We start from the raw sequence: 20,397 nt of genomic DNA, 5'->3' as shown, positions 1-20,397 counted from the left end.
ACCGGTGAGTGGCGGAGTAGCTCAGCTGGTTAGAGCAGCGGAATCATAATCCGCGTGTCGGGGGTTCAAGTCCCTCCTCCGCTACCAACGGTGTAACCCCAAGAAGGCCTTGTGCCTTCTGGGGCTTGCCCGGTTCCTTTAGGAACGGCTCCAAATAGCTCTCAACGTAAATGCCCATCACCCCGCTCTCGTCTTTTGACAGGGTGATCGAGGAAATTACTTCCCGAACGAGCTGTTGCAGTTCGCCCATGTCATCCAGCATGTGCAAAGCATATTCCAGCTTGATGCGGGAGCTGGCCAGCTTGCGGGCGAAATGCTCAACTGCGGCTGGATGCACAACGATGTTGGTGCCCTCGGGGAGGCTAGCCAGTTCGGTCCGCAGATTATCCCGTTCCCGGCCCAGTTCCTTGGATTTGGCCCCCAGCGTTTCAGTGTCAGCAACGCCACGGACCATAAGGTCAACCAATCTAGCGTTTTCCTTGTCGATTGCCTTCAAACGACTTTCGATCCAGATGCGGCGCTGGTTTTCTTGGGCTGTCTTGGTGTGGCGCTCCCTCATGTAAGCTCGGGCATAGGCATGGATTTGCGCCGGGCTAGCCAGTTCCTTGGTGAGGCTGTTGATAACCAAGGCTTCTACATCTTCGGCATAGTAGGTTTTGGGGGCCGGGCAGCTCCTGCTGCCGTGATGGGCAGAACATCTCAGGCGGTTCTTTCCCGACTTATCCTTGCCGCAACGAACCATGCCTGAACCGCAAGCATCGCATTTCAGCAGGCCGGAAAGCAGGTATTGTGGGCGCTTGTGTGCTCCAATTTTGCCTTTCCTCTGGGTGCGGGAGCGAGCAGCCAGTTGCGCTTGCACCATATCAAACAGGTCGTCCGACACAATCCGCAGTTCAGGAGCTTCAGCGCGGTGCCATTCCTCTGGCGGGTTGGGGCGGCTAATCCGCTTGCCTGTATCTGGATCCTTAATCATCTGCACCTTGTTCCAAGCTCTTCGACCGGCATAAAGCTCGTTGCGTAAGATCCCGGTGCCCCGAGCCTCCATTCCAAGCAGAGCGGAGGGTTGCCAGTGTTTCCCTCTGGGTGGCGCAATGTGTCTGGCGTTCAAGCCGTGACAGATGGCTTGTGGAGACACGCCTTTTGCGTAGGAGCGAAAGATATGCCGGACAACATCGGCCTCTTCCTCCACAATCATGAGCTTGCCCTTGTTCATCGGGTCGGGCCGGTAGCCGTATGCCTTGCCTCCTGCTGACAGGCCGGATTTGACGAGGCCGGTCATGCCGCGCCTGATCTTGTGGACGTTGTCCTCGCGCATGAGCTGGCCCACCAGCCCGCGCAGACCGACCATCAAGGTGTTGGCTTGGCCCTCATGTACGGCGACGAGCCGGATGCCAAGGAAGGACAGCCGCTTGTGGATGCCTGCGAGGTCTTCCATGTCGCGGGAGAGGCGGTCGAGTGCCTCGACGATGATGACGTCGAACTTGCGCTCGTTCGCGTCGGCGAGCATCCGCATGACCTCGTCGCGGCCAATGAGGGATGCCCCGGACCGGGCCTTGTCGGCGTAGGTGGCGACGACCTCGTAGCGTTCGCGGGCAGCGTAGGCGCGACAGAGGTCAATCTGGTCTTCGGTGGACTTTTCGTTCTGGAGGTCTGTGGAGTATCGGGCGTAGATGGCAGCGCGGAGCAGTTCAGGCATCACGCTGCCTCCCCGATGATCGTGGTCATCAAATAGCGGAGCGCCCTTGCATAGGCGTGAGTGGTTTTCTCGCCATGCGCGACCCCTTGCATTGTCCGCAGGTAGTATGCGCTGGGGAAGCCCAGGGCGTTCGCGAGACGGTCACGCTCCATGTCCACGAACCGATCCAGATCACGTAATCTTTTGCGCCGGACCTGCCCGGTGGTGGTGTCGGTTACGCGGTAGCCGCCATCATTCAACTTGATGATTTCCAGCCCCATCGTTGCGGCTTCCGCAATGTTGGATGCCTCTATCTTGGCTGCCAAAGTGGAGATCTTGGTGAGGCTGTCTTCCCGGCGATATTCCTGGGGTTTGATGATGCGGGCCATCACGCAGCCTCATTCGCATCGGTGGTCATCGCGCGCTCCAAGATCGCGATGATTTCTCCGGTCAGCGAACGACGATTGGCTTTCGCCCGGTCTTTTAGTTGCGACTTCAGATTAGTGGGCAACCGCAGACTCGTTGGTTGAACATCATGGGTATGCATAGCACCGACTCCTTCAAAAGAGCTACAGTGTAGCTATAATGTATGGATTGCTGCAAGAGCGAAAATGAGCTTCAGTGTAGCCATGAGTAAAGCACCACCTCGTAGAGCCCCGTCCGCCGACGCTCCGATGGCGAGCATCACGCCTTATGGCTTGAGGATGCCGCGCGAACTCAAGGATGCGCTCGAAGCGGCGGCCCGTCAAAACGGGCGCTCACTGAACAGCGAGATCGTCGCCCGGCTAGAGGCGAGTGTGCAGACTGACGCGTGCGTGCCTGATTTTGTTACACCCGAACTTTTCGAGCGGGTGAAAGTGCTAGGTCAGGAAATGGAAACACTAAGGGCGCAGGTTCGGGCGCTGGAGATTCGGGCGAACGCGAAAGGGCAATGACGACCGCGACCGAATTGCTCTTGGCGGCCTACGGCATGGCCATGGCCAGCGACGAAGAGCTACATAAGAAATGGATTTCCGTGTCTTTTGCGCTCGGTGCACGTGCTGGGAATGTTCATATTATAGCAGCGCAGCGTATAGGCCGCCTCGACATGCTGCTTCGCTTGCTTGAGGGTGAGCGACTTAAGCGGATGGAGGGTGGTCCTCCAAAAGAGCCGGACTTTTCTTTGGACGTACAGTCCGCTTTGTCGGAAAGCTGGCTTCTGTCCGCCTATGAAGTTGTGCGAGCGGCGAAGGAACAGCTTAAACGTCGCGGCGAGGAAAGGCCCAATCTGTTGGTCCTTGAACATCGCCTTGCAATTGTTCGGATGCCAATTGCCAAGGGTGAAATCCAAGGGATGAACCAAAAGGCCAACAGGGAAAATCCGCCCATGCTGGTGAAAGCGGGCGACGATACGCCGGAAGCTTACCAAGATGACGGCTCTTACATATTGCCCCGCGGCCTTTGCGGAGAAGTTGGCGCAGTCGTGTGGTATCCAGTGGACATGATGACACGTGAAACGATCGCTATTTGTCGACGCGATCTCTCTGATGAGATGTTGGCACTCTTCGATTAGGCGCCCGAGTAATGCGGGATGCCCAGGCACAGCTTGTGCAATTAATTGCACGTCACTGTAACGCCCCCGGGGCTCGTTTAGGCTCTGATAAATGAGTGTTATCAAGGGTTAGGGGGCTATCCTTTCCATCTTGGTGGCTGCGGGGTGGTCCCATTCGCGGTGGCAAGTGGTGCTTAATGATGCATTGCCTGTGGGCTGGTTCGGCGGATGAGTCTGCAATCAGGAACTCGTTGCTCGACCGTAGAAGCTGTCAATCACATGGCGAGCCGTGGCGTAACGTTCGTCCTTTGTTAGCTGCCTCGCACCATTATGGTAACCAACCTCAATTTCTTGGATTGGGTAGTCGAGCCCCTCGAGGAGGGTGACGATCGGCTTCCAAAGCGCAAGGACGTGCGTTGGCCGTAGCAACTCGAGTAACTGGCGCGTGTGTTGCTCCCAGCAGCGGTTCAGGATGCCGGTCCCATTAAAGAGCGAATGCGTGTTGCCTTTGCCAGGAATGGTGCCGCACTTCACGAGGTTGACATACGCAATCTCTTCAATGTCATACTGCAGACGTTGCCGGCCGTCGCTATCGACTACCTGTGGCCAGTGCGCCATGCTTCGCGGCATGAACTCTAGTAGTTCATCAAAGGCGGCTTGATCGCCCGCTGCAATTTTACGCTGGAGGTCGAACATGTGCCGATCGTTGGCGTGGTGGATGTCATGGTGAGCAAGGCCCGGATTGCCACCAATGATTACCAGACCGGAGTAGCGGGAGCCAATGAAGTCTGGCGATGGTACAGGAGCAATATGCCTCTGTTCGCCCGATCGGGCCTTGCCGTAGAACTCCGCTCTACATCCGTTGGAATGGGGGCAGGCTGCCACTCTGCGCGCAATTTCAAAGGCTGCACTCTTCAGTTCCGCATCCAAGCTCCTGCCTCCTCCTAATAGCTGGGGTATGCTGACTATCACAGCCGCCTATAGCTTAAGGCTATCGCCACCATTCGCCCAGATTAGCGTTAACTGCGCCATTCATTTGGATGACGTCTTTTGTAACAGTACTGAAAATTGTTGTTATTATGTGGGTTTGACCATTCACAGCACTGTACCTGCCGCATTCTCGCTGAACATGTCGCCATTCCGAATGTAGCGGTTCAGCATTACCTCTGAGGCGTGGCCAGTCTGCTGCCGAATCTTCCAAGTTGATGCCCCGGCCATAGCGGCACTGGTGGCCAAGCCAGCCCGCAGGCTGTGCCCAGAATAGACATTGGGATCGAAGCCTGCTGCGGACAGCCGCTTCTTAATAATTGTGGAGACTGCGCCCCCGGACAGCCGACTGGAGGCAATACGACCATGCCGGTCAATACTGCGGAACAGCGGCCCCTGTTCGATGCCTGCATGGGCGAGCCAATCGGTGAGGTGGCGCACCGGGCACCACCGCGTCCGCCCAAAGGGAATGGCGATTTTGCGACCTTGGCCGGTCTGATCGGTCTTGGATCGGCGTAGGTGCAAGATGACGCCCTGACGTGCATGCTCGACATCGTTACAGTTCAGACCGACCAGCTCGGAGCGGCGGAACGCCCCGGCGAACCCGATCAGCAGCAATGCCTTGTCCCGCAGGTCAATCGGGCGATCGCCTATTCGTTCTAGAACGGCAAAAAGGTCGTCGCGTAGAAGGGCTTGTGCTTCACGCTGCGCTACGCCCCTGATCCGTTTGATCCCGCGCAGCGTCGCCTTCACGATTTCAGTCCGGCAAGGATCGTCGTGGCCAAGGGCGCGGTGTGCCTTCCCGATAGCTGCAAGCCTCCGCTGGATCGTGGCGACCGCATGGGTATCGGCTAGAGTGGCCAGATACTCCGCGATGCTGTGTGGTGGGCAGGGTATGATCCTACCAGATGCCCGGAAATGGGCCAGATCAGCCGTGTAAGCGCGCTGGCTGTTGCTGGAAAGGGAAGAGGATAGAAGACGCCGAACCGGCTCTGGGATCGCCACTGTGAGAGCCGACGCCGCCATTTCCGCCGGGACGATGATGGAAGCAGCATTGCAATTAATTGCATCGCTCTCGATGGCCTTGGTTTCATGCATTTCCTGTCATTGCCCTTCTTGTGTTTGTCGAGCAATTGTGAGCCTGTGCGCCGAAGTCGCTGTGCTCAAAGGCGGGGGTCTGGAACTGCAAGGTCTTCGCTTTGTCAGGCTAGCTTTCGCTCCTGTCGGGCGTAGGCTTCAGCCAATAGTTCCTCTCGATTGGTTAGTAAGTCCTGCGACATCCGGTGTAGGGCTAGCAGGCGATCTTCTGCCTGGATGTGACCTTCCAGCGTGCCGTTATGTCGGATATGCCGGACGTCTACGTTGGGCAGGGCGTTGAGGTGGCGGGAGATCAATAGGAAACGGTGACATCGCAGCGGATCAGCTTCTGAACACATCAGGGCAGGTCTGCATCGGGCGGCAACGCTGAGTATGCTTTCGATCCCGATGGCGAAGGATGTGGTATGGCGTCGTGCGTCATATTCCGTCGGTCCCCACTTGGGGTGACCGCCCAGATGCTCGCCAAGATGGATATAGGAGATACCAACACGGTTCAGTCGGTCCCGCAAGCCATGCTGCCTAAACTGGGGCCAGCGGGAAGTTGGCGATGATCGGACGTCTAGGATGCAACCGACATCAAACAGTTCGAGGGCATAGTGAAACTCGCCCCAACTGATATTTGAATGCCCGATAGTGAAGACATTATCCATGATGAACCTTTCAAATATAAGGCTCATTCTAAGTAAAAATTAGATCAATTGGCAGAAAAATAGCACCTAATTCGTTAAGTTGAGTCTGTTTATGGTGGCATAATTTGATATTTATGGGGGTATTAGTGGGAATTACTAAGTATGCCGATTTACTCTTTCTATTTCAACCTCTCCGATTGCTTTTTAATCTCTCTGGGTGGCGCGTCCGGTCTCTTAGGAGGGGCTGTGACGCCTCCGGTTCGGCGGCGCTTCAGGGGCTAGCAGGAGATGGGAGTTCCAGAATGCACTCGGCAGCCTGAGGTTCAAACGTTCTTGCGGCGGTCCAAGCCGCCCATAGCCCAGCCACAGTTAAGGCTGCGAGACACCACCTCAGCAGTTTTCGCCTTGTCTTGTGGGCTTCCGCCCGGACCCTGGACTTCTCACGCAACGCTCGGATGGCATCCGACATGACCGTACCTCCATGCTTAACAGTCATCGCTACTGGCAGCGGCGGAGGGCGCTACCAGAATGAGCTTACATTTCTCTGCCAAAGTTGCCTGTAAATTACAAGTTATAGCGTTATTCTAATTTACGTCGGTCACCCCGGTTCAGCGGACCGCGTAACCATGCCGATGGAGACAAGGCATGGTCGATTTACGCACGAGATTTGGGCGATTGGTGAAAGCTCACCGTTTGCGGCTTGGCTTGACACAGGAAGCACTTGCCGAACGGGCGAACATCAGCGTGGATATGGTCTCGAAGATCGAGGGCGGCACGAGCGGTGCGCGCTTTGGTGTGATTACCCAGCTTGCGGAGGCTCTGGGTGTTGATCCTGCTGAGCTGTTTACTCCCGATCTGCCATCCGGTCAGCTCAAGCGCGGCGCGCTGATGGATATCACGACCCGTCTCGCAAGCCTCAACGAAAACGAACTACGCTGGTTAAGCAACCTGATTGAGGCAGCCCTTCGTCCGAAGGCTTAAGTAACTCTTGGCCGAAAGCAGCAGGGCGGGTTTCGAGAGCCGAGGGCGAGGATAGCGGCCCTCGTTGGCGCACAATGCCTCAGGTAGGTGTCGACCAATTCAGATCATTTATCGAAGAACACGTGAGCGACTGCTCCTGCCAAAAGCCACTGTGCGATAAACATGTGGCTATCTGCAAATTACACGTCACACACCTACATTCTCTCCGTTTAACGCCAGATGGTGATCGCTGGAAGCCGAAACACGCCCGCCTCTTTAACTTGACATCTACAGCAGTGTTTTATGGTCGGACTCCACACGTTGATCGTTGGCCCGCATCCTTAGCTAGTCGGTGCCCCGGAATCATCCTTCTCCGGAAAGCCGCGCTCGGCATAGTCGGTATATACGCCTCGATAGCCGATAACGTAGAAAATGATGGAATAGAGTAAACGGTAGATGCGATGAAGCTGGTCGATGCTCTTCTGAAGATTGCGCGGCTTCAGGTCGGCAAGTCCTGCTCGCCGCGTATGCACAGCACTATTGCGCGCTTTGGTCCAAGTCTTGATGTCATCCTCAAGGAGATATCCGCCCGGCACCAAGCTCATCATGCGATCGCGAGGTCTAACGGTGTTTAGCTGCCCGATTAGCCCCTCAATGCGCTTTCGGTTACCGTCAGAGATGCCCTGGGCACTTATCCATGCAGCGGCGTTCTCTTGGAAGCTGGCAAGCTCATCCGCTAGCTTCGAAGGCTCGAACTCAATCAGCCCGGCAAGCCCTTCGACGGCAACACAAATACCAATCAACCATCCGTCGATGGAACTCTCGCTGGACCTACGCAGCAGCGACAGAAAGCTCGAAGGTGGGCTCCAAATGCCTTCGTCCGGGAGGGCCATAAGGTATCGCAGATAACAGCGAAGCAGCCCGATAAGCTGACTGGTGTACTGAGTAGTATGCGTCGCCAGTGGCGGAAAGGAGGGCACGCGCCTGATATGTGAGGTAGCTCCATAGAGAGAAAGGGTCCGGGATGACGCTGCGATCACGTCCACGACCGCGCAGTGGAGCGACTGTCCGACCACGAACTGAAGCGCTTCGACCAAACGACGTTCGAACGCCTCAGGAAATGCATCATCGCAGGTGGCAAGAACCTTGATTTGCCCCTCTCGCGCTTGCTCAACCGTAAGCAGGACGCGGAGACTATCAAGTTCGACGGTGTACGGCCCTCCGATCAGCCCTCTCCAGTTTCTCTGAGCCTGATCGAAGAAATGCAATTTAAGGCTAGATGTAAGCGTGCGCACGGTGGTGTGACGCCGGAGCAGTTTGGGCTTTGCCCTGATAACCCCTGCTGCCATGGGCAGTGAAATCGAAGAATTGATGAGCACGCTGCCGGCGTCCCAGACGGCATCATGCGCGTCGGTGGCGGTCACATGGTAATAATCAGTTTCGGCGAAGAGCGCGCCCGCCTCGGACATCTGAGAGCGATTTATCAAGTCTATCATACGTTGAGGGTCATCGAAGCCTACATGGCATTTGAGCTCGATTTCACCCTCGATATTCTGCCGGAGAGTGCCAGGGCCCATTATCTCCTCGCCTTCTTGGCTTCCTTGTCGGAGCAGCGCGATGCGGGGCATGTCGTTCTCGAGCGTACCGCTACAGAAAGCTTCAATCATCTCGTCGAAAGTCATGCCTACTCCGTAAACGGGAACTTACAGTCATGCTGCCTTGTGCTGCATGTCCTCTTCAACCTAGAATAGTCATGATGTATTGACCGTCCAGCCTGTTAGCCATTTTGCGGGTGGCTCACGAAGCACTATTCTGGAGAACGTCAGTCTCCAGCGAGCTCAGCGGCCTTTCTAAGTGGAGACACCGTCATCCAGACTAGTCCCGCGCCGTAGTCGGGCGGCAGACCTGCTAGGATGTCGGGTCGTTGGTGACGACCGCGCTCATCGGTCGCTTCGGTGACCGCGTCAAGGTCGCCTGCTGGCCGTGAGGGAACTGGCAGGTTTAGGTTGCCTTAGGGAATATAACTGCCATAGCACTCTGGCCGCTTACGATATGAAGCAGCTTGCAACTTGCGCGCAAGCCATGAGCTTCCCCTATGAACGTGTAGCCGCGGGCTCGACTGCATCAAGAAGATCGCCCTGTTGCGGTAGTTGTGGCCGCATGTAGGTTTCGGGGTCGATCCCCTGCTCCTTGAGGAAGGGCGCATCGCGCAGCTTGTCGCGCAGGCCTAGCATGCGCTTCTCGGCACGCTTGACGAAGGTTGAATAGGTCATCGCGCGGATGAATACCCGGTTGTTATTCTTGGTCTCGTCGCCCGTCTCCGCCGGATCGATGTGCGAGCCGAGCACATAGCAGGTGACGGTGGTGGCGTCGGTGACATAGCCCTTGTCCATTAGCTTGCGGACATATTTCCAAGGCTGCTGTTTTTCCTCGGAGCCGATCAGCACGCCTGGCTTCTTGATCTCGGCAATGACGAGCCGGGACACGCCGTCCACTTCATGGCCGAGATCATGCGAATCGCGACTGTAGAAGCCGACGCTGCCGTCGGGGAGCATCACGAAATCGGGGCGCAATCGACTGCCTTGATCTTTACGGCCGTAGAATTTGCGGATCACCTCGGTCATGCCGCGGTTGCTGGTGAACTCGAGGCTCTCGAACTCGGGGCCGAACACCCAGAGGCTGCGTTCGAACAGCGGCTGAAGGTCGCCCACTTCGTCCATCGTTTCGTCACGAAGTTTCTGGTCGAGCTCTCTGATCAGCTTCAACCGCTGTGCGATCTCGTCAAGCGCGAGCTTGGCCGTGCGAACGGTCCAATCCACGAGCAGTGCGTTGAGCTCGTCGAGGTCGCCCGGCTGCATGTCATGTAGCTTGGCGATCAGCTCGTATTTGCTTGTGGAGAGCTCGAGATTGGCGAGGATGCCCGCGACCTGCTCGACAGTGTCGGGAGTCATCGACGGGCAGGTGTCAACAATCCGGTCGACGAACTCATTCCAGCGGTCGCGGCTGACAGGCGTGAGTTGCGCGATGGTGCGGCCGAGATTCTCGCGCACTGTCTGCTTGGTCTCGCGCCGCCGATCGGCGCTAAATGCACCCAAATATTCGCGAATCCTGGCATGCACTGCCGCCCGCGTCGCCGGCCAGGCGTCGCGGCCCGGCCAAAAGCCCGACCAGTCGGGCAGCACCTCATCGACTAGGAAATCGGCGAGTACAATGAAAATGAAGCGCTTGGCCTCGCTGCTCCGCCCGTCGACGAGGCGCTCCTGGTCGAACCCAACCCAGCCCGGCGTGCCGACAATGCGATTGTTGACGCGCCAGGCGATGCCGTGCTGGCGTGTCGTCTTGTCCGCCTTCTGTGTGTCGATTGCGATCAGGTGCGCGGTGCCATAGCCCGGCACCTCAATCTCGATCTCGCGGCGCTGCGCCTCGGGGATATCGTCGAACGTCACCTTGGTGCCGTTGACCGTCACCGTGAAATTGGGATCGGCGAGGAAGCGCGTGCCGATCACCTCACGCGCCTCGTCTGGTGTCATATGCATCGGCTGTGGACTGATCGCCATGATCTCAGTGCCGTGGCCATCAACCTCGGCCTCGATCGCGATCCGGTCGACCGTGAATGGTTGCGCGGTGCCGCGTCTCACCTCAAAAGTGACCGCCGTGCCGTCGCGCCAAGTCCGTACGCGGTAGGCCTCGCCGAACCGGAACGCTGCGTGGCGCCCCTTGCCGTTGCGGCCATAGGCGACGCGGGGCCTGAGGTCCGACATCTCCGGCGGCGGAGGCGATTCTGCCCCTTCGTCGCGCAGGCGATTATAATCGAGTGTCTTCCAGCGCGTCAGGAACTGGGCCTCGGTCATGCCCTTGCCATTGTCCTTGATGGTAAACGCCGCATCGGTGCCGCGCTCGGGCCAGACGATATCCACCTTAGTCGACCAGGCATCCCAGGCATTGGCGACAAGTTCCACTATGGCGACTGCCGGATCGACAATGATCGACCCCGCGTGGCGCTCCATAAATCGATTGTCGAAAAACAGCCCGGCTGCCTCGGTCATCAGGTCCCCTTCGCAAATATCGTAACGAGCGGTCTTCGCTTAGTTCATTTGAGGGCTGTCTATTCTCAAAATGTTCGGCCTCTCGACGCCACCACCGGTATACTCGAACGTCAAACTGTCACTTAGACTTAAATCAAACAGGTGGAAAGCGGTCGGACCTCCTTGTGCATGCACTTTGACGGTCGGAGCTTATCCATTTCAGCAGCTTATGCCGCAGACGTTACGAATGGCAAGTGCCCCAAGCGAGTCGTTCGCACGTGTGCAGTGGGTCACATGAACAATAGGCAGGTTTCAGAAGCCACCAGACTTGTTCCAAACGACGACAATGGGTGCTAGTCGGTCCTATCGGGGCCTGTTCATTCTGTACTTCACAGGCATGTCGCTGCCCTGAGTGCAGGTTAAAGCCTGTGCAATTAATTGCACGACCACGCTGGGCACACACCTGCCGTCAAATCCACGCCTTTGGTGAGGCAATCTTCAGTTCATCTAACATCGGGGGCCAATTAGCCCAGATTGCCTCGACATCCCACCAACCCAGTGCTTGTCCGTTCAGATGCTTCCGATACAGCGTGCGCTTCTCGGCAGGCAGCAAAGCTAAGGCCGCAGGCAGCCCTGTATGCTCGGCGGCGCGCAGGAATAGTTCCCAAATGTAAGGCTTATGTTCGCCCTCAGGGGGTCCAACATGCCGCGCGATCATATTCAAGCTCGCAAACGGATTCGGCAGATTGCACAGCTGCTTGAGCGGCCAGTGCTTGCCCTTGAGGCGGCGCTCAATCCGTACTCCCTCCTTTCCCTTCCAAGGCTTGCCATGGGCAATGCGCTTGGCTTTTCGGTTGTAGATAGAGGTGTGGTCCCCCTTGGGCTTGCCGTGTTGGTAGGTTTGAAGCGCCCCGTCCTGCTTCCAAGCGGTTACTGTCGCGCCCTGTTTAGGAAGAAAGTGGAATTCGTCCATCCGCACCGTTGGTAAATCTACGGCAACATCAAGCCGGGTGATATGACCGTGATCAACGAAGTAGCCCCAGCCATCCGGCATGATGGTTGTCAAAACAGCGTGCAGTTCGGCCAGCCCTTCAGGCCCAAGATCAACCGGGACAAACTCAATTCGAAACTTGGTGGCTAGTTTGTCTATGTAGGCATACTGAAGGTGAGGCCACCTCTTGGCATCTAAGACAGAATTCAATGCCACCCTCATGGCACGGTTGAATCCTCCTGATGCCATTGCAGGCTTAAAGACTGAGGTATCCTGAAACGTAGTCCAGATTGAGCTGTGGATCGCTTCCGCGTCTTCAGTCGTAGGAACCTTTAGGACCACACTGATTCGATCGATAAAGGGGATAGGTGCCTGAGCAATGTTCTGCCTAGGGGAGGGGCTAGTCAGGCTTATGGCAGGGTTATTTTCCTTGAGGGTTTGGGTCTTGTTAGACGCAACCTGCTTTTTCGCCTTCTTCAGGATGATGGGCATGTGCGCCTTCATGTAACGGGCTGGTCAGCGACCGCTAGGGATAGTGCGAGAATGCTCGGTCGAAATTAATAAATGCAGAAGATTTCGGAACCTAGCTGAGTTAAGAGAAGGACCAGGTTATTTGGTTGCACGAGCGACATAGGACCATGTGGGGTTACATCGTCCAACACGGTCCTCCGCTACCAACACCGCTTTTCAAAAGGCCGCCTTCGGGCGGCCTTTTTGCGTTTGGGCTTTATCATCAGCATCTTATCCTGAGATCGGCGTTTCGGATTTTCGCCCTTCTCCCAAGTCGCGCAGTTCATCTCCCAGACATTAAAGCCACTCTAATATTTTCTTCACGGAACGGTTTCCGGCGCGTGTTCGTGCGTTTGGAAACGCAAGCTTGGCTTTAAGTGGAGAGTGTAATGAAGCGAGCCTCCTTCCTGATTGCAGCGGTGATCTGCTCGATGAGCCTGACGGCCTGCGCGAGCAACGACTACGGTCATCGCGGCGATCGGCCGGGTTACGGTAAGCGCTATGATGACCGCTATCGGAATCACGATCGCCGGGACCGCCGCCACCGGGCCGAACGTCGCCAGCTGCGCGACAACGACGTAATCTATCGGGGCAGGGACGGCCGCTACTACTGCAAGAAGGATGATGGCACCACCGGTACGATTGTCGGTGCTATCGGCGGCGGTGTGCTCGGCAACCTGATCGCGCCGGGAGGGTCCAAGACGCTCGGCACCATTTTGGGCGCAGGCGCGGGCGCGCTGGCGGGCCGCGCCATCGACCGGGGCGATATTCACTGCGAATAACGGGCTCGGCGGAAAGAGGCTGAGGGCGTCCGTAACCCCTCAGCCCGCCGGGCGCAGCTTCTCCCACAGCGGCGTGATGACCTTGGCGCTGACCGGGATGAGAATGAAGCCGAGGACAAGGCCGAAGAGGCCATCGCACAGCGCCGCGACCGTCCAGCCGGTGATGCCCGATAAGGCCGGCGTAACGGCAGCTGCGGTCTGCTCCGCCAGGTGGTGGATGGTGGCGTAAGGCTCGTGCAGGCCAAGGCCATGCAGCGAATGGGCGAAGATGCTGCCGCCCACCCACAGCATGGCCGCCGTGCCGACGAGGGACAGCAGCCACAACAGCGTGGGCACGCCCTTCACCATGGCCTTGCCGAGCCAGCGCGTTGCCTGCAGCCGACCCTTGCGAGCCAGGAGCACGCCGATATCGTCCAGCTTCACGATCAGGGCGACCGTACCGTATACGCCGACAGTAATCAGGATGCCGACAAGGGCCAGGGTGACAAGCTGCATCCAGATGGACGGGCTCTCGATAGAGGCAAGCGAGAGGGTCATGATTTCCGCGGAGAGGATGAAGTCGGTTTTGATCGCGCCGACAACGCGCTCCTCCTCCAGTTCGGTCGGGTCCTTCGGCGCATGGGCCTCGGCGGCATGGTCCCCGTGGGGCGACAGCACGTGCCACACCTTCTCCGCTCCCTCGAAGCAGAGATAAGCGCCGCCCAGCAATAGAAGAACGGTGATCGCCTGCGGCAGAAACAGGCTGAGCCCGATGAGAGCGGGCAGCAGTAGGGCCTTGTTCCTGATACTGCCCACGGCGATGCGCCAGATCATGGGAAGCTCGCGCGCCGCCTTCAGGCCGGAGACATATTTCGGCGTTACCGCTGCGTCATCGATAACGACGCCCAGCGCCTTGTTGCTCGCCTTGCCTGTGTGCGCGGCGATATCGTCCACCGATGCGGCGGCGATCTTGGCGATGGCCGCCACATCATCCAGCAGGGCGAGCAATCCACTCATGACAACACTCCGTGCAACCGGCGGCCACCCTATCGCAGAATGACGGAAAGGCAACGGATCTGAAGGAGTAACGGCTTCCTCCTCGCTGCCGCCCGCCTGCGGTCGACGGGCGGCGTCTCCGGCAGGCGGTGTGATATTATTTCGCTCATGGCTTGCGTCGAAAGGATGAACTCCACACGCGCGCGTCGGTTCAAGGGATTAAAAGACCCCAAAGACGGGAGACGCGCGATGAGCATTTTCGGCAAGATCAGGGATGCGATCTTCGGCAGGAAGGAGGCGGCAACCGCGCAGGCGAAGCCAGTTCAGCACAGCGCCGCCCAAACGAGGCCGACCGCGCGTGCCGCCCAGCCGGCCCCGGCGGCGCAGCAGACAGCCCGTGCCGCCGCGCCCGCCCAGCAACAGGGCCAGCCTCAGAAACCGGCGCAGCAGCAGGCCCAGTTCCAGCAACCGGCGCAGCAGCAGGTTGACGTGGAGGCAATTCTCAACGGCATGGCGGCGAAGTCTGGCGAGAAGCTGAACTGGCAGACCTCGATCGTTGATCTGATGAAGCTGCTCGGCCTCGATTCCAGCCTTTCGGCCCGCAAGGAATTGGCGCAGGAGTTGGGCTACACTGGTGCGCTTGATGGCAGCGCCGAGATGAACGTCTGGCTGCACAAGCGGGTGATGCGCGAGCTGGCGGCCAATGGCGGCAAGGTGCCGCCAGCCCTGATGGACTGAGCTGCTGGAACCCTTGCAGTTGCCGTCCGTTCGCCGGGCAGGCGAGCGGAGGAGCCATGCGGATCCACCACCTCAATTGCGGGACGGACTGCCCCCTGGGCGGCGCGTTGTATGATGGCCGCAGCCACGGGTTGCACGCCAATATCGTCTGCCATTGCCTGCTGATCGAAACCAACGAGGGGCTTGTGCTGGTGGATACCGGCTATGGCCTCAAGGATGTGCTGCGCCCGCACGACGGGCCGAACCCGCGTATCACCCGCTTCATGCGCGGCCTGCTCAACATCCAGCTGCGGGCGCAGGATACGGCGGTGCGGCAGGTCGAGGCTCTGGGCTTCCAGGCCAGCGACGTGCGGCACATCCTGCTCACCCACCTCGACTTCGACCACGCGGGCGGGCTGGAGGATTTTCCAAATGCCACGGTGCACGTGATGGAGGCGGAATTTTCTGCCGCCACCGGCCCGCGCCGGGGATTTGTAGCGCGCAACCGCTACCGCCCGCGCCAGTTCGATGAGGTGAAGGCATGGCGGCGTTATGCCGGCCCGAACGGCGAGCCGTGGTTCGGCTTCGGGGCGGTGCGCGCGCTGGATGGATTGCCGCCTGAAATTCTGATGGTGCCCTTGGCCGGGCACACATGGGGCCACGCGGGCATCGCCATCGACACCGGCAACGGCTGGCTGCTGCACGCGGGCGACGCCTATTTCTACCGCGGTGAGGTGCGGCAGGAGACGCGCGAGTGCACGCCGGCCTTGCGCGCCTACCAGGCGATCATGGAGGTGGACCGCCAGCAGCGTCTCGCCAACCAGGCGCGGCTGCGCCAGCTCTCGCTGAAGCAGGTTGACAGCGTGCGGATCTTTTGCGCGCACGATGCGGTTGAGTTTGAGCAGAACGCCGCGCGCGGCGCGGTGTCACCGCTTCACAAAGCCGGCTAGAGCCGCGTGGGGGCTGCCCGGCGCGGCCCCGTTCTGCTTTGCCCGTTAGTTGCCTGCCCGCTGCCGGAAGTTTTCCATGAAGGCGGCAATGCCGTCGGCGGGCAGGGGACGCGCCACCAGATAGCCTTGCAGTTCGTCGCAGCCATTGTTCAGCAGAAAATCCCGCTGCTCGGCCGTCTCCACGCCTTCGGCCGTCACGCTGACACCCAGCGCCTTGCCGATGGTGGTAACCGCCTGCACGATAGCCTCGGAGTCCGTCGTTTGGCCGATATGCTGAATGAAGGAGCGGTCGATTTTCACCTTGTCGACTTCAAGCTGCCGCAGGTGGTTCAGGCTGGAATAGCCGGTGCCGAAATCATCCAGCGCAATGCGGACGCCATGTTCGCGCAGCCTATGCAGCGTATCCGCAACCTCGCCCTCCGCGCTCAGAACGGCATTTTCCGTAATTTCGAGCTGCAGCCGGTGAGGATCAAGGCCAGCCTCTGCGGTAATGGCGAGCACCTGGTTCGCAAAGTCCGAATTTCGCAATTGAACGGGTGAGACATTGACGGCAACGGTCAAACCCGTCCATGGCGCCATGGTTTTGCAGGCCCGGGCGAGCACCCACGCGCCCAGTGCGCCAATCAGGTTTGAATCTTCCGCTACAGGAATAAACCGCGCGGGCAAGAGGCATCCCAGCTCCGGATGGTCCCAGCGGACCAATGCCTCGAACGCTACGACCGTTTTGTTATCCAGCGATACGATTGGCTGATAGTAAACCTTGAGGCCTTGGTTCTGCGCCAGGGCATGGCGCAGATCGACCTCGATTTTTCGCCGCGCGCGCAGGGTCTCGTCCATGGCGTCGTCGAAAATGCGGAAGCGCCCCCGGCCGGCGTTCTTGGCCCGGTAAAGGGCCACGTCCGCCCGGCGTTGCAGCTCGATGCGGCCCAGCTCACCGCTGGGAAACATGACGACGCCAATCGAGGCGCTGACGAAGGCCTGGGCTCCAGCCACGTCAAAGGGCTCGCTTGCGGCCTCCAGAATGCGTTGGCAGACGGAGTCGACCTGAGCGGCATTACGCACGTTGGTCAGCAGAATGGCAAATTCGTCTCCGCCCAGACGGGCAACCGTATCCGTGCTGCGAACAAGCGCGGTGAGCCGGCCCGCAAAATCACGAACCAGTTCATCGCCGGCCAGATGGCCATGAGTGTCATTCACTTCCTTGAAGCGGTCGAGATCGATGTAAAGCAGCGCATATTGGTCGGACTCGCGCTGCGGGTGCATCACGGCCTGTTCGATACGCTCGTTGAGCAGGGCGCGATTGGCAAGGCCGGTGAGGGGATCGTGGAATGCCAGATGGCGGCTGTGCGCCTCTGCTTCCCGATAGGCCGTAACGTCCGAGATAACGCAAACGATAAGGCGGGCGCCTTCCGTCAGGCGTACGATCCGTTTGCGCGTTACGATGGTGCGCGTTGTCCCGAAGCGATCGACAAACTGCTCCTCGCTTTCATCCTCACCATTGGCAAGCGCCCGCGCATCGCCCTCCAGGTAAACTGGCGCTTGCTCTGGCCACAGGTCGATATCGGTTTTTCCCTTCACCGCTTCACGAGGCAGGTTGAAGAAGTCGCTCGCTGCGCTGTTGACCAGGACGAAGCGGTGCTCTTCATCCTTGATGAAGATGGGGCTAGGGATGACATCGACGATGGCTTCGAAATCCTCGAGCCCGGACAAACGGTACATAACTCTGCCTTCTCGTTCCTACGTATCAGCGTAAGAGGCAACTGTTGTGGCGCGCTGGCAGGCGTGCCTGGCGCTTTTCCGTGTCCATAAGTAAGGGGAAGGTGATGGCGGCCCAGTGCTTTTCCGGCGGGTTGCGACGAAACTTGCTTTTTCCCGAGTATTCCGGTTATGCCTGATGGAACCCGCCTGGCGAACGGGCCCGTTCAGGCGGCCGCATCTCTCCTCAACAGGCAGAGAAACTTGAATTCTCTAGCATAAAAAAAAGCGGCCCTTGCGAGGCGATGATACTGCCCCGCAAGGACCGCTTGCCGTCTTGTTGGATGTTGTCAGCGAATTAGCAGAACCGGAGCGCGGACGGTGCGAACCATGGCGGTTGTCGTGCTGCCGATGATGAGCGTGCGGAGCGGCGAGTGGCCGTAGGCTCCCATCACCAGCATGGCGTTGGGGCGGGCGGCCACCTGCTCGGCGATCACCGCTTCGGCGCGGCCGCTGATCAGGTGTAGCGAAGGCTGGGTGTCGCTGCCCTCGAAAGCCGTGGTGGCCTGCTCCAGCCGCTGGCGGCTGGCGGCGTCCTCGCTGCCGGCCATCACCACATGAACGTCCAGCCCGGCGAACAGCGGCGATGTCGCCACGATCCGCACCGCCTTGCGGGCGGCGGGGCTGCCGTCGTAGGCGACGACGACCGAGCCGATCTCCGGGATCTGCCGCGAGGCCACCAGCACCGGTTTGGCGCTGGCGCGCACGATACGCTCGATCTTAGAGCCGATGTGATCCTGCGCGAATTCGCTGGAGGCGCCGCGCTTGCCGATGACGACCAGATCGGCGGCTTCCTCCAACTCGAGGATGGCCTCAATAATGCCGCCGTGCCGGTGCAGCGGGTGCGCCTCAGCCGCGCTGGCGGCACTCAGGCGCTGCGTTGCCATCTCCAGCAACAGGCGGCCGCGTTCGATCTCCAGGCGGCTCTGGGCCTCGTCGAGGCGGGTCAGTTCCTCCAAGAGGTCGGTCTTGACGCCAAGGCCAATCGCGCCAGAGAGATCGTGCTGGGAAGCGGCCGGGTCCTTGCGCTGAACGACATGCAGCACATCGATAGCGGCGGGCAGGCGTGCCGCTGCCCAGGCGGCGAGATCGCAGACGCTGGCGGCATAGCCGGAGGCGTCGATGCAGGCGAGAATCCGCTTCATGTTCATTCTCCCTTCCACTCAGTGCGCGGCCGTCTGCCCGCTCGCGCCGGACTTGTCGTGGGTGGCGAACCGGCTCACCATGGCGGCGCTGGCCTCGTTGAGGCCCGTCACTTCCACCGATGCGCCTTCACGCCGGAACTTTAGGATTGCCGCATCCAGGCTGCCAACAGCGGTGATGTCCCAGAAGTGAGCGCCGGAGACATCGATTACCACGCGATCCAGCACTTCGCGGAAATCGAAGGCTTCCAGAAACCGCTCGCTGGAGGCGAAGAACACCTGGCCGGAGATGCGGTAGGTGCGGGTGCGGCCGTCTTCCGACAGGCTGCTCTCCACCGTGAACAGGCGGCGCACCTTGCCGGCGAAGAACAGGCCACTGAGGATGACGCCCGCCAGCACGCCGCGCGCCAGGTCATGCGTCCATACCACGACCACCACCGTGACCAGCATCACTACGGAAGACTGCCAGGGCAGGCGCTTGAGGTCGCGGATCGAGCGCCAGCTGAAGGTGCCGATGGAGACCATCACCATCACGGCCACCAGCGCCGGCATGGGGATCTGGCTCACGAGCGGGCCGAGCACAACGATAAGGATGAGCAGCACGACGCCGGCCGTCAGGGTGGAGAGGCGCGTGCGCCCGCCCGACTTCACGTTGATGACCGACTGGCCGATCATGGCGCAGCCGCCCATGCCGCCGAGGAAGCCGGTGACGAAGTTGGCGATGCCCTGGCCCTTGCACTCCCGGCGCTTGTTGCTGGGGGTGTCGGTGAGGTCGTTGACGATCTGGGCAGTGAGCAGGGATTCGAGCAAGCCCACCGCCGCCATGGTCAGCGAGTAGGGCAGGATGATCCGCAGCGTCTCCAGCGTCAGCGGCACGTCGGGAATGAGGAAACTGGGCAGGGCAGAGGGCAGCTGGCCCATGTCGCCCACCGTGTTCACGTCCAGCCCGCCGTAGATGGAAACGGTGGTGAGGATGATGATTGCCACCAGCGGCGATGGCACGGCGCGAGTTACGCGCGGAAACAGGTAGATGATGGCAAGGCCTGCCGCCACCATGACGTAGGTGATCCAGGTCACGTCAATGAGCTGGGGCAGCTGGGCCATGAAGATGAGAATAGCCAGCGCGTTGACGAAGCCGGTCATCACCGAGCGGGAGACGTACTGCATCAGCAGGTCGAGCCGCAGGAAGCCCGCGATGATCTGGATAATGCCCATCAGGATGGTGGCGGCGAACAGGTACGGCAGGCCGTGGTCGCGTACCAAGGGCACCACCACCACGGCAACGGCGGCGGTGGCGGCGGAAACCATGGCCGGCCGGCCGCCCACCAGCGCGATGATGACGGCAATGGAGAAGGAGGCGTAAAGCCCCACCTTGGGGTCGACGCCCGCGATGATCGAGAAGCCGATGGCTTCCGGAATGAGGGCCAGCGCGACGACGATACCGGCAAGAATATCTGCACGGGGATTGGAAAGCCATTCGCGGCGAAGCGAAGACATTGAAATCATATTGTTAACTTGAACCTGGAACCGAAGTTCGGGCCAGCCCTGGGCGCGCGCATCGCGGCGGTCTGTCAGGGGCGGCTCGAAGAGGGGTTATCCGGGGGATAGGCGCCCGGCCAAGCCACCCGGCACTGCCGGGTCCGACGGAGGCTGCTGCCTTTGAGGCAATA

At 59.5% G+C, this 20,397-nt stretch carries 19 protein-coding genes, 1 tRNA gene and 1 other annotated feature; of the genes, 7 read left to right on the top strand and 13 right to left on the bottom strand.

What is annotated here, in order from left to right:
* Window positions 1–10 precede the first annotated feature (10 nt).
* Window positions 11–87 (top strand) — tRNA-Met (locus tag L0C21_RS11585).
* Here the strand turns inward: L0C21_RS11585 and L0C21_RS16900 are convergent.
* From L0C21_RS16900 to L0C21_RS11565, 3 genes are read right to left on the bottom strand one after another with little or no spacing between them, the layout of a single operon-like run.
* A complete protein-coding gene (locus L0C21_RS16900) occupies window positions 44–1,696 on the bottom strand; it encodes a recombinase family protein (protein ID WP_374940260.1) in 1,653 nt (550 codons plus the stop codon). The genes L0C21_RS11585 and L0C21_RS16900 overlap by 44 nt on opposite strands.
* Window positions 1,696–2,064: a hypothetical protein gene (locus L0C21_RS11570; RefSeq protein ID WP_259278499.1), complete on the bottom strand. Its 369-nt coding sequence runs from the start codon at window positions 2,062–2,064 to the stop codon at window positions 1,696–1,698. The genes L0C21_RS16900 and L0C21_RS11570 overlap by 1 nt, the downstream gene beginning before the upstream one ends.
* On the bottom strand, window positions 2,064–2,222 hold the full coding sequence (locus tag L0C21_RS11565) for an Arc family DNA-binding protein (protein WP_259278498.1): 159 nt from the start codon (window positions 2,220–2,222) through the stop codon (window positions 2,064–2,066). Before L0C21_RS11565 ends, L0C21_RS11570 begins: the two co-directional genes overlap by 1 nt.
* A 127-nt stretch (window positions 2,223–2,349) precedes the next feature.
* On the opposite strand from L0C21_RS11565, the gene L0C21_RS11560 reads away from it, so the two are divergent.
* Together L0C21_RS11560 and L0C21_RS11555 are read left to right on the top strand one after the other, a co-directional pair.
* Window positions 2,350–2,610, top strand: a complete 261-nt coding sequence (locus tag L0C21_RS11560; protein WP_259278497.1) for an Arc family DNA-binding protein — start codon at window positions 2,350–2,352, stop codon at window positions 2,608–2,610.
* Window positions 2,607–3,227 (top strand): hypothetical protein, encoded by a 621-nt coding sequence (locus L0C21_RS11555; protein WP_259278496.1) that lies wholly within the window; start codon window positions 2,607–2,609, stop codon window positions 3,225–3,227. The genes L0C21_RS11560 and L0C21_RS11555 overlap by 4 nt, the downstream gene beginning before the upstream one ends.
* A 219-nt stretch (window positions 3,228–3,446) precedes the next feature.
* On the opposite strand, the gene L0C21_RS11550 is transcribed toward L0C21_RS11555, so the two are convergent.
* From L0C21_RS11550 to L0C21_RS11540, 3 genes are all read right to left on the bottom strand, one after another.
* Window positions 3,447–4,136 carry a hypothetical protein gene (locus L0C21_RS11550; protein ID WP_259278495.1) on the bottom strand — a complete coding sequence of 230 codons (690 nt, stop codon included), beginning with the start codon at window positions 4,134–4,136 and terminating at the stop codon, window positions 3,447–3,449.
* A 165-nt stretch (window positions 4,137–4,301) separates the two neighbouring features.
* Window positions 4,302–5,291 (bottom strand): site-specific integrase, encoded by a 990-nt coding sequence (locus L0C21_RS11545; RefSeq protein ID WP_259278494.1) that lies wholly within the window; start codon window positions 5,289–5,291, stop codon window positions 4,302–4,304.
* Window positions 5,292–5,395: 104 nt separating this feature from the next.
* Window positions 5,396–5,941, bottom strand: a complete 546-nt coding sequence (locus tag L0C21_RS11540; RefSeq protein WP_259278493.1) for a DUF488 domain-containing protein — start codon at window positions 5,939–5,941, stop codon at window positions 5,396–5,398.
* 624 nt (window positions 5,942–6,565) lie between these two features.
* Between L0C21_RS11540 and L0C21_RS11535 the strand changes: the two genes are divergently transcribed.
* Entirely contained in the window at window positions 6,566–6,901 is a 336-nt protein-coding gene (locus tag L0C21_RS11535; protein WP_259278492.1) for a helix-turn-helix domain-containing protein, read from the top strand.
* A 320-nt stretch (window positions 6,902–7,221) separates the two neighbouring features.
* Here L0C21_RS11535 and L0C21_RS11530 read toward each other — a convergent pair whose 3' ends face one another.
* The 3 genes from L0C21_RS11530 to L0C21_RS11520 form a co-directional block, all read right to left on the bottom strand.
* A complete protein-coding gene (locus tag L0C21_RS11530; RefSeq protein ID WP_259278491.1) occupies window positions 7,222–8,562 on the bottom strand; it encodes a hypothetical protein in 1,341 nt (446 codons plus the stop codon).
* A 411-nt stretch (window positions 8,563–8,973) separates the two neighbouring features.
* Entirely contained in the window at window positions 8,974–10,926 is a 1,953-nt protein-coding gene (locus L0C21_RS11525; RefSeq protein WP_259278490.1) for an ATP-binding protein, read from the bottom strand.
* A gap of 448 nt (window positions 10,927–11,374) precedes the next feature.
* Window positions 11,375–12,388, bottom strand: a complete 1,014-nt coding sequence (locus L0C21_RS11520) for a hypothetical protein (RefSeq protein ID WP_259278489.1) — start codon at window positions 12,386–12,388, stop codon at window positions 11,375–11,377.
* Window positions 12,389–12,795: 407 nt separating this feature from the next.
* Between L0C21_RS11520 and L0C21_RS11515 the strand changes: the two genes are divergently transcribed.
* Entirely contained in the window at window positions 12,796–13,188 is a 393-nt protein-coding gene (locus L0C21_RS11515) for a glycine zipper 2TM domain-containing protein (protein ID WP_259278488.1), read from the top strand.
* A 39-nt stretch (window positions 13,189–13,227) separates the two neighbouring features.
* On the opposite strand, the gene L0C21_RS11510 is transcribed toward L0C21_RS11515, so the two are convergent.
* On the bottom strand, window positions 13,228–14,184 hold the full coding sequence (locus L0C21_RS11510; protein ID WP_259278487.1) for a DUF808 domain-containing protein: 957 nt from the start codon (window positions 14,182–14,184) through the stop codon (window positions 13,228–13,230).
* Between the two features lie 228 nt (window positions 14,185–14,412).
* Between L0C21_RS11510 and L0C21_RS11505 the strand changes: the two genes are divergently transcribed.
* Window positions 14,413–14,901, top strand: a complete 489-nt coding sequence (locus tag L0C21_RS11505) for a DUF3597 domain-containing protein (RefSeq protein WP_259278486.1) — start codon at window positions 14,413–14,415, stop codon at window positions 14,899–14,901.
* A 56-nt stretch (window positions 14,902–14,957) separates the two neighbouring features.
* Complete coding sequence (locus L0C21_RS11500; protein WP_259278484.1) at window positions 14,958–15,830, top strand: MBL fold metallo-hydrolase; 873 nt, start codon at window positions 14,958–14,960, stop codon at window positions 15,828–15,830.
* A 45-nt stretch (window positions 15,831–15,875) separates the two neighbouring features.
* Here L0C21_RS11500 and L0C21_RS11495 read toward each other — a convergent pair whose 3' ends face one another.
* The 3 genes from L0C21_RS11495 to L0C21_RS11485 form a co-directional block, all read right to left on the bottom strand.
* Window positions 15,876–17,549: a sensor domain-containing protein gene (locus L0C21_RS11495; RefSeq protein ID WP_259278483.1), complete on the bottom strand. Its 1,674-nt coding sequence runs from the start codon at window positions 17,547–17,549 to the stop codon at window positions 15,876–15,878.
* Window positions 17,550–17,875: 326 nt separating this feature from the next.
* Window positions 17,876–18,730 carry a universal stress protein gene (locus tag L0C21_RS11490; protein ID WP_259278482.1) on the bottom strand — a complete coding sequence of 285 codons (855 nt, stop codon included), beginning with the start codon at window positions 18,728–18,730 and terminating at the stop codon, window positions 17,876–17,878.
* Window positions 18,731–18,748: 18 nt separating this feature from the next.
* Window positions 18,749–20,233: a SulP family inorganic anion transporter gene (locus tag L0C21_RS11485; protein WP_259278481.1), complete on the bottom strand. Its 1,485-nt coding sequence runs from the start codon at window positions 20,231–20,233 to the stop codon at window positions 18,749–18,751.
* A gap of 85 nt (window positions 20,234–20,318) precedes the next feature.
* Window positions 20,319–20,372: a sequence feature (sul1 is cis-regulatory element that is thought to sense ions involved in sulfur or methionine metabolism; They are found in Alphaproteobacteria), on the bottom strand.
* Window positions 20,373–20,397 lie beyond the last annotated feature (25 nt).

Origin of the sequence: Pedomonas mirosovicensis (genome assembly GCF_022569295.1) — a bacterium.
GTDB classification, from domain to species: domain Bacteria; phylum Pseudomonadota; class Alphaproteobacteria; order Sphingomonadales; family Sphingomonadaceae; genus Pedomonas; species Pedomonas mirosovicensis.
Note: the sequence above shows the minus strand (reverse complement) of the source record. Positions and strands in the feature narration are given on the sequence as shown.